The sequence below is a fragment of the Niastella sp. sgz303648 genome, from assembly GCF_059587045.1.
Genome location: NZ_JCAPSW010000011.1, coordinates 251,501 through 269,235, shown reverse-complemented (window position 1 = coordinate 269,235; position 17,735 = coordinate 251,501). Strand labels below are relative to the sequence as shown.

Below are 17,735 nucleotides of genomic sequence, written 5' to 3'. Positions count from 1 at the left end.
ATCAATTATTCTTTGGTGCGGCTGGGTATCGATACCATTGATTTGTATCAGCCGTGCCGGCTTGATAATAGTGTTCCGTTAGAAGATGTTATCGGAACTGTTGCCGACCTGATCAAAGAAGGAAAGGTGCGTTACCTCGGCGTGTCGGAAATCACTGCAGAACAACTGCGCAAAGCCCATAGCGTACACCCTGTAACGGCATTGGAAATAGGCTATTCTTTGGCCGATCGACAAATTGAAAGCAACCTGCTTCCTGCAGCGAAAGAACTGGGTATAGGGGTTGTGGCCTTTGCCAACACAGCCGAAGGATTATTGACGGGTGAAATGAAAGCACCGCTGCCGGATAATGACTACCACAATCACTTCACGCGTTTTCAGGGAGAGAATCTGATAAAGAACCTGCAGAAAGTGGAAGTATTGAAAAAAATGGCAACCGTAAAAGGATACACGCCAACACAACTGGCGATCGCCTGGGTGAATGCGCAGAATGATCATATCATGCCATTGGTAAGTATGAGCCGCAGATCACGGCTACCGGAAAATATTGCAGCCATGAAAATCAACTTCACTCCTGAAGAAATGAATGCGCTGAACTCACATTTTTCACCGGGAGCGATCGTTGGCGGTACATACCTGCAGCGATAGCAGAACTTCGCATAAAACTGATCTTTTTATACCTTTACAAAGTGACGAATCCAACCGAAATAATTCCCGGAGTTATCTTTTACGCTTATTACTCCGCCATGCGAAAGGAGAAAGTGTGCTTCCTCGAGCACAATACCCTGGTATTGCAGGTTGCGGGGCAGTTTACTTTGGAAACATCGGGCCAGAAAATTTCGATGAGGAAAGGTGAGCTATTGCTCATTGGCAAAAATCAACTGGGCCAGATAACCAAAACGCCGCTGCCCGATGAGGAAAATTATGAAACAATCGTCATTTCCCTGCAGGAAGACCTGCTCAGGCAAGTTGCGCTGGAGGAGCAAATAGAGATACAGCAAAAGTACGCCGGCCCTCCCAACGTTCTGATACCCGGAAACGATTTTTTGCGGGGTTATTTTCAATCTGTAATACCATACGTTCGCAATCCGGCCGAAAAGATGCCGATTGCCATGGGCATTTTGAAAGTGAAGGAAGCGGTGAAGCTGGTGCTGCATGCCATGCCTGAGCTCAGCGGATTTTTGTTCAACTTTTCGGAGCACTATAAGATCGATCTGAAAAAATTTATGCTCAGCAATTTTCATTATAATGTTCCGGTTGAAAAGTTTGCACAGCTCACCGGGCGTAGCCTTGCGGGGTTTAAGCGCGACTTCAAAAAAACGTTTGATACATCGCCCAGGCAGTGGCTACAGGAAAAACGGTTGATGGAGGCACGCCACCTTATCGAAAAAAAGAATAAGAAACCGTCTGCCATCTACCTCGACTTAGGATTTGAAAGCCTCTCTCATTTCTCACATTCTTTTAAAAAGAAGTTCGGCAAGGCGCCTTCCGAATGGTTATAGATTAGCTAAATAGGATTTATATGACTAACAAAAAAATTCGCGTAGGCATTATTGGCCTGAATCCTGATGGTCAATGGGCTTCCAGATCTCATTTCCCTGCATTAAAATATTTATCAGAAGATTTTGAAATCGTAGGAGTAGCAAATTCTACTTATGAAAGTGCCCGGAAAACTGCTATTGCATTAAATATTCCAATAGCATTTCAAAATGCAGCAGCGTTGATTAAATCAGATGAAATTGATTTGGTAACCATAACGGTGAAAGTACCCTATCATTTTGATTTGGTAAAAGCAGCGCTACATGCTAATAAGCATATTTACTGTGAACATCCCCTGGGTATTAATTTAAAAGAAACTGTAGCGTTAGCCGACCTGGCATCTAAAAGGGGTGTTGTAGCTGCAGTAGGAACACAAATGCCTTTTGCACCCGAGGTAATTTACCTGGAACGTCTTATTAAAGAGAATTATATTGGAAAGGTTCTTTCTACATCATTAATTGGTTCAGGTATATTTTGGTCAAATGAAACAATGACCAGTATGTCATATATGTACGATAAAGCAGGGGGAGCAACAATGCTCAGTATTCCGATAGCGCATACACTGGCAGGGTTTCAAAAAGTTTTAGGAGAGATCGGTACACTTAAAGCAAAGATGATCAATAATTTTAAGACTGTTACAATTAAAGATACAGGTGAAGTGAAACCTAAAACTGCTGAAGATCAGATTATGGTAATTGGAGATTTAAAAAGCGGACCTGCTTTTACTATCCATTACCGTGCAGGACTTTCAAAGGGTACCAATTTTCTTTGGGAAATAAACGGTACAGAAGGAGATATTCAGGTAACCGGAAACCTTGGTCATGGTCAATTTGCTCAACTAACTATTATGGGCGCCGGCCGTGAAGAAAAAGTACTTACAAAGCTTGACCCTCCCCGGGAATTGTATGCAGGACTTCCCGAAAGCTCGTTCGCCAGAAATGTGGCAAATTTATATAAGAGCATAGCGAATGATATTAGAAATAATACACGTACTGCTCCCACTTTTAGTGATTCTGTCAGTCTTTTTAAATTGTTGAATTCAATCGAAGAGTCTGCAGACTTCTAATAAGATAATGCAAATTCTAATGATAAAGCATGAGGAAAATCATTCCGTTTTCATCGCCGGGGTTGACGGGTCTCATGCAATGTTTCATAGCTATTAAGTACCTTAATCAACATGCTGAAAGTAACAATTATTCACTTCTAAAATTTCAGCTATGAAACATTCATCATTCTTTAGGATTGCCAATGCGGAAGCATTAGGCACAAGCTTTGGTTCCCTGCCTCGGGAAAATACATCCGGGAAATACAAACATATTGTTGTTACACACTATGGCGGGCCCGATGAGCTTCATGTAGTTGAAGAAGCGTGTCCTGAACCGAAAAAGGGTGAAGTACGGGTGAGGGTACAGGCCGCAGGCGTGTCCTTGCCCGACGTCATGATGCGTGAAGGCATCCATCCCGAAACGCCCCGGCTGCCCTTCACACCAGGATGGGATGTGGTTGGGGTGGTCGATAAGCTTGGCGACGGCGTTTCCGGAATCAACATAGGCCAGCAGGTTGCGGCGCTGCCCATATTCGGCGCGTACACTGAGTTTATCTGTCTGCCACAACATTTATTGGTTCCGGTGCCACCGGGGTTGGATCCTGCCGAGGCTGTCAGCCTCGTATTGAACTATATCACTGCATATCAGATGTTGCATCGTTCTGCCAAAGTTAAACCGGGGCAACGTGTGTTGATCCATGGTGCGGCAGGTGGCGTTGGTACGGCACTCCTGCAGCTTGGACGTATCGCCGAACTGGAAATGTACGGCACCTGTTCATCCCGGGATTCTTCGCTTGTATCCGGTCTCGGCGCTACCCCCATCGATTATGAGCATCAGGATTTCGTAAAAGAAATTCACCGGCTTACCGGCGATGGTGTCGATGCCGTCTTTGAAAGCATCGGCGGCACCCATACCTGGCTTTCCCGCAATGCACTACGTCGCGGCGGAAAGGTCGTTGCCTTTGGTCTTACCGGCTCATTACGCGGGGGCCGAACAACGATGAGCGGCAAAGGCCGCCGTCACCGCTATCGCGCCATTAGCATCTTCCTGTGGTATATTTTTCTAAGCAGAATACTCCCCGGCCGAAAGCGGGTGGCCCTTTACAGCATCCAGTGGCTGATGCGCCTTAAACCGGCCTTTTTTCGACAAGACCTGACAGCCCTGTTTGAACTGCTTCAACAAAAAAAGATCAGGCCGCTTATTGCACAGCGATTCCCGCTTACCGAGGCTAAACAAGCCCACGAACTACTTGGGAAGGGAGGCGTTACAGGCAAGATCGTACTCGTATGCAACGGTACATCGAATGAATAATGCATCATTATGACGATTGAACAGGAAAGAGTAAAAATAGCAGGTTGGAAAAAATGGGGACCGTATGTAAGCGACCGGCAGTGGGGTACGGTGCGGGAAGATTACAGCCTCAACGGTGATGCCTGGAATTTTACGACGCATGATATGGCCCGAAGCAAAGCCTACCGCTGGGGCGAAGAAGGCATTGCAGGTATTTGCGATGACGAACAGCTTTTGTGTTTTGCATTATCCCTGTGGAATAAAAAAGATCCTGTTTTGAAAGAACGCTATTTTGGATTAACCAACACGGAAGGCAATCATGGTGAGGATGTTAAGGAACTCTATTACTATCTCGACAATACGCCCACCCATTCGTACATGAAAATGTTGTATAAATATCCGCAAACACCTTTTCCTTATACACAGCTCCTTGAAGAAAATCGCCGCAGGGCCAAACAAGATCCGGAATTTGAACTCATAGACACCGGAATTTTTGATAACAACGGGTATTTTGATGTCGTAGTAGAATACGCCAAACAATCGCCTCAGCATATTTTAATCCGCATTTCCGTCCATAACCGGAGCAATGAGGTGCAGGCAATAAATGTACTTCCTACCTTATGGTTCCGGAACACGTGGGCCTGGGGATATGATGCCCGTCAACCTCAATTAAGTGCCGGCTCCGCCGCCATCATAGAAGCGTTTCATCAAACTTTGGGGCAATATTATTGTCAGGGCGAAGGCTTGCCTGAATTATTGTTCTGTAACAATGAAACCAATACCATTCGCCTGTATGGGCATGGGAGTAACACAGACTATTATAAAGATGGCATTAATGATTATCTTATCCGGGATGCTGCAAGCATCAATCCGGCAAAAAGAGGTACTAAAGCTGCATTTAATTATGACCTCACTATTCCTGCCGGTTCATCTGTTGTTGTTCGCCTGTCGCTGTCGCAGGACCCGAATTATACATTTGAAAATTTTGATCAGATTTTCTCCTTACGAAAAGAAGAAGCCGATGCCTTTTACCTTGAAATTTTAAAATTTGAAAAGAACCCGGATGTAATCCATATCAAAAGGCAGGCGCTGTCGGGTTTGTTATGGAACAAACAATTTTATTATTATGATGTGCATCAGTGGCTGAAGGGTGATCCCGGGCAACCTTCACCGCCTTTGCGGCGATCGCAACTACGGAACACGGAATGGAAACACCTGCACAGCAAAGAAATACTTTCGGTGCCTGACAAGTGGGAATTTCCCTGGTTTGCCGCCTGGGATATGGCGTTTCACTGCTATACATTGGCTATGGTGGATATGGAATTTGCCAAAAGCCAATTACTATATATGGTAAACGAATGGTACATGCACCCTAACGGACAACTGCCCGCTTACGAGTGGAACTTCAGCGATTGCAATCCGCCCATTCACGCCATGGCCATCTGGGAAATTTACAAAGCCGAAAAGCAGGCCAGCCACGGCAAGGGAGATGTGCTGTTTTTGGAAAAAGTTTTTCATAAACTCATGCTCAATTTCAACTGGTGGGTGAACCGAAAAGATGCAACCGGTAATAATATTTTCGAGGGTGGATTTTTAGGGTTAGACAATATTGGCGTGATAGACAGGAGCAAGCCCTTACGCAATGGTGAATATCTGCAACAATCAGATGCGACCGGCTGGATGGCTATGTATGCATTGAACCTGATTCGCATTGCGCATGAATTATTATGGCATAATGCTGCGTACACGGAAATAACTTCGAAGTATTTTGAACATTTTCTGTACATCGCCGGTGCGATGAATGGCGTGGAAGAAAATTTATGGGACGATGAGGATAACTTTTACTATGACCGATTGTTGCTGCCCGATAAGGTGTCTGTGCCCCTGAAGATCAGAAGTCTGGTGGGGTTGATCGCGCTTTTTGTGGTTGAAACCGCAGCAGATAATGAGATCAAAAAAGATGACTTTTTTGATAAACGCAGGAAATGGGTTGAGGAACACCGGCCCGACCTGGCCAACCTTGTTATGCACTGGAATAAGACAAATAAAGATGGCATCCATCTCTATAGCCTGATGCGAGGTTTCAGGATGAAGATGACGTTGAAACGTTTGCTGGATGAAAATGAATTTTTAAGCGACTATGGCATTCGCTCCCTTTCAAAATTTCATTTGGAACACCCGTATCAATTCAATGCAGATGGACAGGTGCAGACCGTGAAATATACACCTGGTGAAAGCGACAACAATATGTTCGGCGGCAACAGTAACTGGCGGGGTCCTGTGTGGCTGCCAATGAACTGGCTGGTGATTGAAAGCTTAAGACGTTATTATTCGTTTTACGGAGATGACTTTAAATTGGAATGCCCAACCGGATCTGGCCGGTATATGACCTTGAATGAAGTGGCCAACGAATTGAGCCGCCGTGTATTCCGGATCTTTGAACGAAACGAAGCGGGTATTCGTCCCGTATTTGGCAGTTCAATAAAAATGCAACAAGATGAGCATTTTAAAGATCACCTGTTGTTTCACGAATACTTTCATGGCGACACGGGCGTTGGTTTAGGCGCCTCGCATCAAACAGGATGGACCGCTTTGATCGCTACTTTAAACCGCTCGTAGAAGAAAAGATTGAACAATAGCATTTCCAGCCAGGCGCACCGGATTTATTATAATGAAAAAACCTTACTGCAGAAACAGTAAGGTTTTTGTTATTTGTATATGGAAAATTTGCGGCTAATACCCGGCGTTTTGCTGCGCCTGCTTTTCATCTGGAGTCAAAGCCTTACCATTTAATTGTATACCATCGAGGTAAGTTTGTGGAATAGGTCGCAGTAAATGGTAATCCTTGATATTAGGTGCAGCCTGGCTGTTAAATGCCTTTACTCTTTGAACCAATGTTTTTGTTCTTGAAAGGTCTTCCCAGCGCTTATACTCACCGCAAAGCTCCCGTGAACGTTCATTCAATACAAGCGCCAGCATTCTGTCATATGGACCACTTAATCCCAACGTGGAGATCACATATTCATCACCGGTGGGCAGTGAATTAATGTCTGTAATAGCCAGACTGGCCGAAGCTGCCGTGGTAACAGCAATATTATTCGATTCATAATAGGAGTTCTCCCCCATGAAAGAGTTGATGGTGGAGCTTTGGCCCGAAGTGGAAGCACCCAGCGCTCCTCCCCCATCATAATATGCGGCGCGGTCTTCTCCGCTTGCAAACTGGGCGCGGGCACGAACTGCATTAATATATGGCAATGCATCAGCATAAGAGCCGGTGCCTGATTTTGCCAGCCTGATTTTGGCTTCAGCTGCCATCAAATAAGTTTCTGCCGACCGGGCAAGGTTCAAATCACGCAATCCCCTCGTTTCGTTTAAAGCTATCCTTGAACCATCCATATGCTTGCTTAAAGAAGGAAATCTCACGTCAACTTCCATGGCTCCATCTGTTGTTCTACCCGCAGGAAAAGCAACATAGGCATTCGGAATTGTTTTGCCTGTTTTGGAATAAACAACAACATCGTTCAGCTTATAACTTGCAAAGCGGTTATCACCCGGTTGATTTATAATATAGATTAACCCAAGATCGCCGTTGACATAATAACTGCCCGCAGACTTGTTCAACCTCCATTTTGTTCTAAAGCTTTTCCAGAACCTTGAGTCGTTCACCAGATCATATACTCTATACATATAGTAATTGGTGCGCAAACGGCTAAATGGCCTGTCGCCTGTAACATCGCGTTGCATCTGCGGTATATCCTCATAACGCGAACCCCAATAGAGATGTTGCTGATTTGCTCCGTTAGTAGAAACGTCTGCAGTAAATTGCGCAGAAAGGATCAGTTCTGACAATTTTTCGTTGGCGCCATCGGGCCCGGTATATTTCCACAGGTCTGCGAAGTTAGTAGTCAGCGGATGATGGGAAATAACTTCATCACACAAAGGTGTTATGGCAGCAAGATCAGCTGCTTTGGTAGATGAATTCCATGAATCATTGATTTCACTGGCACGGAACAGATAGGCTTTTGCCAGATAGTGAGCGGCCGCATCTTTTGTGATCTTTGCAGGTGCACCCGTGTTTGGCAAAAGATCATAGGCCTGTTTAAAATCTGCAATGATCTGTTTGCAAATTTCTTCAGGAGTTGCCCGCGTAAATTCCATTTCAACACCGGTGCTCACTTCGGTCTTCAGCGGTACCGGGCCATATTGAGAAACCAGTCGCAGGAAACAGTATGCCCTTAAAAAATATCCTTCGCCTAAAGCCACTTTTTTAATGGCATCTGCAGTTGAAGCGCTGGCTGTTGCATTTTTTATAAGCAGATTGGCATCGCCGATGCCGATGTACAGGTTATCCCACTGCGCATTGGCCGCTTGTGTATTTGAGTTATTCAAGGTAACAATAGACTTGAAGCCGGCATCATAGTTGTTCCATGCGCCATTCGATGGATCGCCGCCCACCATAAACTCATCGACACCGTAATTGGCAACACAATATGCCCACTCGGCAGCAAACGGAAGATCGAATACCTGGTAATAGGCGCCTGTAGCCAATTGCTGAATACCTGCATCTGTTTTAAAAAATTCCATCCCTCTTGAGGTAGTAAGTTCCTCTTTCAGAAAATCTTTTTTGCAGGATGATATAATGATCAAACCTGAAAAAAGGGATATATTAAAGATCAATTTTATTGTGTTCATTTTCTTATTTTTTAATAGTAATCGTTGCAGTTAAAATGATGCGTTAATTCCAAAAGTGATACCTCTGTTATAGGTAGCACCATTAAAGTTAGAAGTAACTACATCCATATCCAGCCAACTGATCTTTGAAAACAGCATGCCCGGGTTGGCGATTTGTATATAGGCTTTTAAATTCGAGATGGCAGACGTTTTCAACACTTTGCCATCGAGGCTGTACCCCAACGATATATTGCGGATCTTGATAAATGAAGCGTTTTTATAACCCAACACCACATAGTAGGGATCACCACTTCCTTCAGAATAAAAAGGTCTTTGATATTCAGCATTCAAATTGTTCTCATTATAATAGTTGATCTTCCGCTGAACAGGGCGGGCAGTTTCCGCTTCGCCGCCCGTATTATACATGTACTTCAAACGGCCATATAGAAAAATGGAAAATTCAAAGTTTTTATATGAAACTGTATTGGTCATTCCCACAATCCATCTGGGTCTTGTATTGCCAATGATCACCCGGTCATGATTGGCATCTATCTTATTATCGCCATTGATATCAGCTGGTCTCGCATTTCCCGGAGTGAAAGAACTTCCATTTGTATTAAACTGCCTGTAGGTGGCTGAATCCTGCACATGCCAGAGACCTGCACTTTTATATCCATAAATTACACCAATAGACTGACCTATGAACAAGTTGTTATTGATATCATCCTGCTTTCCGTTTGATAAAGTGACGATCTTTTCCTTTTGCCAGGAGATACTGGCATTGGTTGTCCAGTTGAAATTCCTCGATTTGATATTAACGGTTGATAAACTCAGATCGATCCCTTTATTGGCGGTTTCACCAATATTTGCAAATGTGTTTGTATAACCGGTAACTGTTGGAATGCTTACCTGAAATAACAGATCTGTTGTTTTTGATTTATACATATCCAGACTTCCTGTTATCCTTCTGTTCAGCACCGAAAAGTCGATACCCACATTATATTGAGTGGTTTTTTCCCAGCCCACCGACTGGTTGGCCAATGTTAATGAAGGAATTGCCCCGGCTGTTATTGTTGTTATGTATGGATAAAAGAGAGAGGTAACAGCTCCCTGGGTTGTATATGGATTGATGGAAGAGTTACCGGTAACACCTACCCCAAATCTTAATTTCAGATCATTCACCCAGGTTGCATTTTTCATAAAATTTTCGTCGTTAACTTTCCAGCCAACAGCCATAGAAGGGAACCACGAATACTTGTGACCTTCAGCGAGCTGGGAGGCGCCATCACGACGGGCACTCACAGTGAGCAAATACCTGCCGTTAAAGCTGTAGTTGATGCGAGCCATTAAAGACTGTAACTGGCTTTCGGTAAGGCCCGACGTATACCCGGTTAAATTAGCTGCGGGTATATAGCTTTTTGATAACGCATTCCATCTTTGGCTTCCAAAAGCAATACCGTTTGCAGCAATATAACTGCTGTCTGTTGTAAATTTAGTTTGGCTGGCTAATAAGGTGAGCCCAATGTCGTGGTTGCCAATGCTTTTATTATAATAGAGCAAATGATCAAGGGTATATGAGAAAGTTGTAGCCTTTGAAAGCGAAGCAGAATTGGAACCACTACTGATCACAGAATTTGCGTCTATGTACGTTCCATCCTTATAAGTAGAATAGTCTGGCCCAAAATTCACCCGGTATTTCAGGTCTTTCAGCAAAGGATGAATGCCTCCAAAGTCAATTTGACCATAAAAGCTACCGAAAGCGCGAAGGGTTGTTCTTTGGTCCTGATTCAATGTCCACTCATTAGCCACATTTTTAAAAGAAATATCACCGCCCGGGTAAAATACCCTGTTTCCTGCAGAATCATATGGTACAGCATAAGGGAACAACGCCCTTGCTGATTCATAGATGCTGGTTGAAGAGGAAACTGTGGTGGCCCCTGTTTTGGATTGACCATATTCCTGTACACTGTATGAAACAGTGACGTTACTACCGAACGAAAACCATTTGGTAGCAGTTACATCAACATTTGAGTTGGCAGTATACCTCTTATAACTCTGTCCTTTTTGCGTGCCTGTATTACCTAAATAGCCAAATGAAGCATAGGTTTTAACCTTTTCACTTCCTCCGCTAACGCTCAAATTCAGGTTCTTCGTGATGCCTGTTTGGGTAACCATTCCAAACCAATCAGTTGTTTGCACCTGAGATCCGTCCCATTTTCCCGAAGTCCAGCCTCTGGCAATATTTGCCCAGGCAGAAGGGTCGCTGGTGGCCAGGAATATTGTTTTGTCATTAGCTATTGTGGGCTGATCACCGCGGGGATATACTGCCGGGTTCTTATAATAATAGGCCCAGCGGCGAAATGTTATATAATCCTGAGCATTGAACATTTCCTCTCTATCGATCAGCTTTTCAGCGGTAGTAGACAGGTTTACATTCAACGTTGTTTTACCGGCCTTGCCTTGTTTAGTGGTAACGATTATAACACCATTGGCCCCCCGCGAACCATAAATGGCTGTTGCAGAGGCATCTTTCAGCACATCAATTGACTCAATATCAGTAGGATTTATGTATTCAATGCCGCCGGTCATCAGGGGAATTCCATCAACAACGTACAGCGGCGAATTGGATGCATTTATAGAACGTACACCCCGGATATTAATGGTTCCTAATGTACCCGGACGTTCACTGGTGGTAATGTCAACACCTGCTACTTTTCCCTGCATCGCCTGCAAGGCATCAGCTACAGGCCTCGACTTTATGTCTTTATCATTGATGCCGGTAACAGCGCCTGTTACATCGCGTTTTTTTACGGCGCCATACCCTATAACTACAACCTGGTCCATGGGGTTATCGGCAGCGCTCAAAGTTACATTCACCTGTTCTTTATTTTCTATGGGTACTTCCCTCGAAGTGAATCCAACAGAACTAAATACAAGCACTGAACTGGCTGATGGCGCATTAATGGAGAATGTTCCATCCTTGTTTGTTGCGGTTGCGATTTTGGTGCCTTTAACCTGTACAGTAACACCTTGTAAAGGAATACCCGCATTATCTGTTATTTTACCGGTTACAGGAAAATTGTTTTGTGCGAAGGAAATTATGGCAACGAGGTTGAGCAGCGAAATGAGCAGGACATTTCGCCTGGAAGCAATCGATTTTTTCATAATAGCCGTTAGGAGATTTAATTTACAATGTATATGTAAATTATCTTATCCAGTTCCGATAATCATCCTGAACTATCCTGAAGCATTCTGTACGAACTGACTTATTTCGTTTAATATTGATAATCTGGTAATTAATGCCATTTATGGTATTACCCATTGAGATGCTTCAGGGCGGCTTAAATCCATTATATTTTCGAATGAGTTCTCTGGCCTTCAAACCGGATGGTTTCATGTCTTTTGTATTCCAGTTTCCTTTCGACGAAGCAGTCGGCAGTAAAACCGAACAGGTTTCATTTTTGTCCGACACAGACCAGGTTATCCAACTGATTTTATTGTGCTCAGCCCAGGATATCCATTCATTCCATTCGGTTTCGTTTAGCGGGCCATCACCCGAGGCCTCCATTCCTGCTGATTCAGAAATAAAAATCGGTAATCCTTTTTTAAGGGCATAGTCACCTCTTTGCCGCAGTGGTTGCTTATGTGTAGCTGCATAAAAGTGAAGCGTGTACATCAGGTTGCCGTAATCTTTAATTGGATCATCGGCAGCCAGATGAACATCCTGATCCCAATGAGGCGAGCCAACAAGAATGATATTATCCGGATCGATAGCCCTGATCGTTTTAATAAGCGCTGTTGAATAAGCCTTCACATCAGCCCACGATTGCCGTTCGGGCTCATTAAAAATTTCGTAAATGATATTAGGCTGTTTACCGTACTCAGTTGCTATTTCAGTAAAAAATTGCTTCGCTTCCTCTTGTCTTATATTGTGACTATGCCAGTCAACGATTACATAAATGCCTTCTTTAATGGCAGCATCGATCACCTCTTTTATTTTTCCCTTCGACCAGGCCGGCTTGTTTATATAACCATTATCCGGTTCTACTCCCATGGCTGCACGTACAACATTACAGCCCCAATCTTTTTTTAACCAACTTACAGTTTCGGCGTTATAAAATCGTGGCCACCAATTATGCCAGCCAAAACTCATCCCCCGCAATACCACAGGGTCTCCTTTTTGGTTGACGAGATGAGTGCCCGAAACTTTCAACCGGCCATTTTCTTTAACAGGTTGTGCGAAGCCCATCGAAAAAATAAAAATGAGTAGAGCTGCCGAATAAATTTTTTTCATGCTTACAAGCTTTAACTTATCGACTCATAAGTTAAAACAAAAATGAATGCAGTGATTGTTTTCATTTGAAATCATATTTTTTACGACGAGGTCTCGACAACATGGCTGTTGCTTCTTTGTCATTGTTATTAAATGCTTCCTTTACAGGGTCCCAATATATTTTACGTTTCAGCTTTATTGCAATCTGGTGTAGCAAACAGGCACTACAGGAGCGATGTCCAACTTCAATGGGAGCAACCGGTTCTTTTCGTGTTTTAATGCAATCGAGCCAGTTAGCGTGTTGCTCAGGGCTTTCATACAAATGAATTTCATTCGGTCCGATAACTGACTGCAACAATTTTGGATTGCCTGCATCAATAGGCTTGATACCATTACTGTTGGCAACAGGGTCGCTATCAGTAACACGGTAATTGCCGCGGGTTACCCAAATCCATCCATCGGTTCCGATAAATTTTATACCATTTGGCAATTCGTTCGAAACAATCATATGAACACCATTGGCATATATAGCTTCGGTTCTGAAAATACCATGTACATCCCAAAGCCCTTTATAATTTGGATCATCGGTTGGAAAATTCGCTGTTCCCCATACTTCGATTGGCCCACTATAATCAGTACCCATAGCCCAATGCGCTGTGTCGATATGATGTGCACCCCAACCGGTGATCATGCCGGCGCCAAACTGCTCACAGCGCAACCAACCGGGGCGGCTACCAATTCCTTTTGGTGTTGCATCCTGTGAATGCACACGATCTTCGGTATAATAAATTTCAGGAGTAGCGCCCAACCATGCATCATAATTTAAGTTGGATGGAACAGGCATCGGAGTTGGATTACCACCGCCGGGATCACCAGGCAATCCCACTTCAATCGTTTTTAACCGGCCAATTCTTCCATTGCGCACAAGCTCACATGCTTTTTTAAATTGAGGCCAGGGATCAATTGATCTTTGCTGACTTCCCATTTGCAAAATGCGACCGGTCTTTTTCACTGCATCCGAAAGAATTCTTCCTTCTTCAATAGTTAGTGACGCAGGTTTTTGCAGGTAAACATCTTTGCCTGCACCTACTGCGTGCACGCCAACAATTGCATGCTGGTGATCGGGCAAACTGATGTGAACGGCATCGATATCTTTATTTAACAAAAGTTCTTTGTAATCGTAATAAACTTTAACGTCCCAATCGCCGGTCAATCCTCCATTTTCTTTTATTTCTTTGATGTAATTATTTTTAACGGCCTGCGGACCATAATCAGCTCTTTTTTTATCAACATCGCAAACAGCAATGATCCTTGCACCGGCATAACGTGCAATTTCAGCCATGTCGTGCGTTGTTGAAATTCTTCCGCAACCAATCGATGCAACATTAATGCGGTTGCTCGGCGCATGCTTTCCAAACACGGATGATGGAACAATAGCTGGAAAATTCAAAGCGAGCGCAGTACCCAATGTAGCTTTCCCGGTATCGGTTAAAAATTTCCTGCGGCTGGATGAAGGTTTTTGTTGCTTTTCCATTTTAATTTTTTTAAGGAATTGGCTTACGCTTTATTAAAATTGAGTTGCTGTGCATGCTGCTGCGCTTTTAGGGCAAGCTCTGTTGCCAGGAAGCAATGCTGTTGTGTCATTGCAGTTTCTGTTCGGTCAATGATATCATCAACTAATTGTTTACCGTAGGGCAGATCTACATTACTGCAATCGATGTATTGCGTGTCTTTTTCGTTCACTAAAAAAAGATGGCTGCCACCAGGCCTCCCCGCGATATCTACGTTTTTCCGAACTTCGATATAACCTTTAGTGCCAAGAATGGTAAGTCTTCCATCACCCCATGTATTTAATCCGTCTGGTGTAAACCAATCCACCCGGATATATCCGGTACCCCCATTGCCACGAATAGTGATATCACCAAAGTCTTCAAAGGCAGGATATTGAGGATGCGCAACATTTCCAATCTGAGATAATAAGATTTCTGCCTTATCAGAATTGGTGAAGAAAAGAAACTGGTCGAACTGATGAGAGCCGATGTCGGTAATAATGCCGCCAAAATATTTTTTATCAAAAAACCATTGAGGGCGATCCTTTGCACTCATGCGGTGTGGAGCAAGAATAACGGTTTGAATAACATTGCCAATAGCACCTTGTTTCACCAGGTCACCTGCCTTAACCGTTGCTTTGTTCTCGAACCGTTCGCTGTACATGATGGAATATATGCGGCTTGTTTGTTTTTGAATCCGGCGCACTTCGTCCAATTGATCCAATGATATAATTCCAGGTTTATCAGTCATATAATCTTTTCCATGCTGCATGGCACGAATGCCAATGCCTGCACGTTCAACAGGAATGGCGGCGCTTAGGATAAGTTGAATGGATTTATCTTCCAGAATTTCTTTTTCGCTGTTAGCCAATTTTACCTGTGGATATCGCTTTGTGAAATCTGCAATTAAATCGGCTTCTTTTGCATACAGTGATACCAATTGTGCGCCACCCCTTATCACAGCGTTCACCTGCGCATAAATGTGAGCGTGGTTAATACCAATGACAGAAAATTTTATGCGCGGATCATCAAACTGTTTTGACCCGGTTTGATCCGCTTCTTCATGATATTTGCCAGATGCAACTATTTTTTCAGTCAGCCCCGAAAACAAACTCATTCCAGTAAATGTGGCTGCGTTTTTTAAAAACCTGCGACGATTAAAGTTTGATTTTGGCATATCGTTATATTAACTTTTTAAAATATTTATCCATAACCCCGATCGCACAAACTATTACTAATTTAATCAAATCATTCGTGAGATGCGTCGTCGCTATTCTGGTAAAACCTGAAACCTTTTGATCCGTAGTCAAATGCGCTGAGTTATGAGCACAAAAAAACCACGCCAATGCGTGGTTGCCATTTGTGATCCGGGCTGGATTTTTATATACAAAACAGAAATAATGTAATTTCCAAGTAATTCGATATTACCACTTCATCGAAAGAAATACCTTGCGGCCCGCCCCTGGCAACACTATTGCCCTATTCCCCCCATGTATTGTGGCCACTGATGAAGCGGTATACAATAACAAATTGTATCGCGCCAAATGGTACACTCAAAATAACCAGCCCGATATCAACACCGGCAGCGGCAAGCCCTGGGAGTACCTGAGCGATTGTTCGGCAGGCAGCAGTACCCGTGCGCAACTTGTCGCCGCACTAATAGACAATAGCACGGCTAAAAATACCTTTACGGCATATCCCAATCCTGTAACAGGTGACCAACTGCACACACAGATAGATGCCCATGCCGGCGACCGCTTACAGGCCAGCCTGTGGAATGTGGAAGGCAGATTTCCTGTGCTGATGCAGCAATTTTATGCAGCCGGCAACGGCGTGCAATCGGTGAACCTCGATGTGGCCCAGGTAAGGTCCGGCATTTGGATATTAAAAGTGAAAAACCTAACTACCGGGCGCGTAGAAACGAAAAAAATAATTAGATTGAAGGAATAGACCGGAAAACCGGAATATCAGCAAGTCCGGAAGAAGCGTGTTGTAAAAGACAAGCGGACATAGGAAAGCCATATAGCTATTTCGTCAAAAAGGCGGGTAAGCGTTAAATAGAAATGACCCGGATCGGCTATTTTTTCGATCCGGGTCATAGTTAGAGGATTCAACGCCTATAACAAAGTATCCAGCTGTTTCTTCAGCTCCGGGTCCGACGGCCTTTTGGCATCCCCGGAAATGATCTTCCCATCAGGAGAGATCAGGATAAACCGCGGTATGGAATTGATATTGTACTGCTGTATGAATGTTGAGCTGAAATCCTTATCTGCCATCACCTGGATGCCACCCAGATGATTCTCTTTTACATAATTCTTCCATTTGGCCCTGTCGGCAGCCCTGTCAACAGAAAGACTGATAAAACAAATGTTCTTCCCCTTGTACGCCTTTTCCATCTTTATCAGGAAGGGGATCTCGGCCTTGCAGGGACCGCACCAGGTGGCCCATACATCGATATAGATATACTTTCCGCGCAGCGCTTTCAGGTTGACGGGTCGTCCATCGATGCCGGTATAGGTGAAGTCGGGACTAAGACCTTTCTCCTTCATCCTTTTGAAATTGTCGTAGGTCTGCTTCAGATCATTTTTGTAGTAAGGCATCGTCGACATGGACATGAACGCCTGGTATACCGCTTCCTTATTGGAATCATTTTTGTCTGTTTGCAGCTCTTTCGCAGCCGCATCATAAGAGAGATATTCTTTGATAAAAGGATCGCTGACCTCCTGGTTGACTATTTTGAACCTGACAGAAAATCTTGCGTAATAGTCGCTGTCATTGGTGAGTTTTTTATTTTGGATCGATTCCAGGTAGGTGTCTTCCCATTCGCGGTAGGAGGCGGATCGTTTGAACAACGGCGCATCATTAAGATCCACTGTACCTTTAAACAGGCTGTCTAACCTGGCCGACTCCTCAGGATTGAGCTTTTTTGTGAACACTGCCTTCTGAGCGGAATCTACCAGCCTGTTGAAGTCGGGATCGCCTTTTTTTGCAATGAGCAGATTTGTAAGGCGGATAAAGGCGGCAGAGTCCAGGCCATAATAACCCTTATGAGTAAAATATAGCTGCCGGCAATAATAGTCGATGTCTTTTCTCTTCAGCTCCCGGAGCGCCGTATCCGGCTCCTGTTGTACTTTGGCTAAGGCTGCAGTCCTGAAGGCCTCCACTTTTTGAATAAAGACATCCGCGGGGATGTTGGATGAGGGATAGAAAAGGTTTCCACCTCCTGTTAAAGGAAGATAAGAGGCCAGCAACGCCGGCTTGTCGGCAAAAAGGTCATCGGCCAGTTTCGGCTTCTCCTCCTGGCAATACACTTTCAGGAAACAGCAGGAATAAAAAAGACAGCAGATAATAAAACGCATGGTCATGTTT

12 protein-coding genes are annotated in these 17,735 nt (G+C 44.0%); 6 read left to right on the top strand and 6 right to left on the bottom strand.

The annotated features are described in order from the left end of the window. The 5 genes from AC59IL_RS28065 to AC59IL_RS28045 all read left to right on the top strand — a co-directional run. Positions 1-645: aldo/keto reductase (locus AC59IL_RS28065; protein WP_496555545.1), on the top strand; the 645-nt coding region annotated here is incomplete at its 5' end. 98 nt (positions 646-743) lie between these two features. After that, entirely contained in the window at positions 744-1,499 is a 756-nt protein-coding gene (locus AC59IL_RS28060; RefSeq protein ID WP_496555544.1) for an AraC family transcriptional regulator, read from the top strand. Positions 1,500-1,519: 20 nt separating this feature from the next. Next, positions 1,520-2,602, top strand: coding sequence for a Gfo/Idh/MocA family protein (locus tag AC59IL_RS28055; RefSeq protein WP_496555543.1), 1,083 nt, complete (start codon positions 1,520-1,522; stop codon positions 2,600-2,602). Positions 2,603-2,753: 151 nt separating this feature from the next. Continuing rightward, on the top strand, positions 2,754-3,893 hold the full coding sequence (locus AC59IL_RS28050; protein WP_496555542.1) for a medium chain dehydrogenase/reductase family protein: 1,140 nt from the start codon (positions 2,754-2,756) through the stop codon (positions 3,891-3,893). Between the two features lie 9 nt (positions 3,894-3,902). Then, positions 3,903-6,491 (top strand): MGH1-like glycoside hydrolase domain-containing protein, encoded by a 2,589-nt coding sequence (locus AC59IL_RS28045; RefSeq protein WP_496555541.1) that lies wholly within the window; start codon positions 3,903-3,905, stop codon positions 6,489-6,491. Between the two features lie 114 nt (positions 6,492-6,605). On the opposite strand, the gene AC59IL_RS28040 is transcribed toward AC59IL_RS28045, so the two are convergent. The 5 genes from AC59IL_RS28040 to AC59IL_RS28020 form a co-directional block, all read right to left on the bottom strand. Then, the gene (locus AC59IL_RS28040) at positions 6,606-8,564 is read right to left on the bottom strand and encodes a RagB/SusD family nutrient uptake outer membrane protein (protein ID WP_496555540.1); all 1,959 of its coding nucleotides are present in this window, start codon (positions 8,562-8,564) and stop codon (positions 6,606-6,608) included. 30 nt (positions 8,565-8,594) lie between these two features. Further along, positions 8,595-11,708: a SusC/RagA family TonB-linked outer membrane protein gene (locus AC59IL_RS28035; RefSeq protein WP_496555539.1), complete on the bottom strand. Its 3,114-nt coding sequence runs from the start codon at positions 11,706-11,708 to the stop codon at positions 8,595-8,597. A 166-nt stretch (positions 11,709-11,874) separates the two neighbouring features. Further along, positions 11,875-12,837, bottom strand: a complete 963-nt coding sequence (locus AC59IL_RS28030) for a glycoside hydrolase family 5 protein (RefSeq protein WP_496555538.1) — start codon at positions 12,835-12,837, stop codon at positions 11,875-11,877. A 61-nt stretch (positions 12,838-12,898) separates the two neighbouring features. Next, entirely contained in the window at positions 12,899-14,350 is a 1,452-nt protein-coding gene (locus tag AC59IL_RS28025) for a Gfo/Idh/MocA family protein (protein WP_496555537.1), read from the bottom strand. A 23-nt stretch (positions 14,351-14,373) separates the two neighbouring features. After that, a complete protein-coding gene (locus tag AC59IL_RS28020; RefSeq protein ID WP_496555536.1) occupies positions 14,374-15,543 on the bottom strand; it encodes a Gfo/Idh/MocA family protein in 1,170 nt (389 codons plus the stop codon). Between the two features lie 320 nt (positions 15,544-15,863). Here AC59IL_RS28020 and AC59IL_RS28015 point away from each other — a divergent pair, with 320 nt between their 5' ends. After that, the gene (locus tag AC59IL_RS28015) at positions 15,864-16,316 is read left to right on the top strand and encodes a T9SS type A sorting domain-containing protein (RefSeq protein WP_496555535.1); all 453 of its coding nucleotides are present in this window, start codon (positions 15,864-15,866) and stop codon (positions 16,314-16,316) included. A gap of 167 nt (positions 16,317-16,483) precedes the next feature. Here AC59IL_RS28015 and AC59IL_RS28010 read toward each other — a convergent pair whose 3' ends face one another. Further along, positions 16,484-17,725, bottom strand: coding sequence for a TlpA family protein disulfide reductase (locus AC59IL_RS28010; RefSeq protein WP_496555534.1), 1,242 nt, complete (start codon positions 17,723-17,725; stop codon positions 16,484-16,486). Positions 17,726-17,735 lie beyond the last annotated feature (10 nt).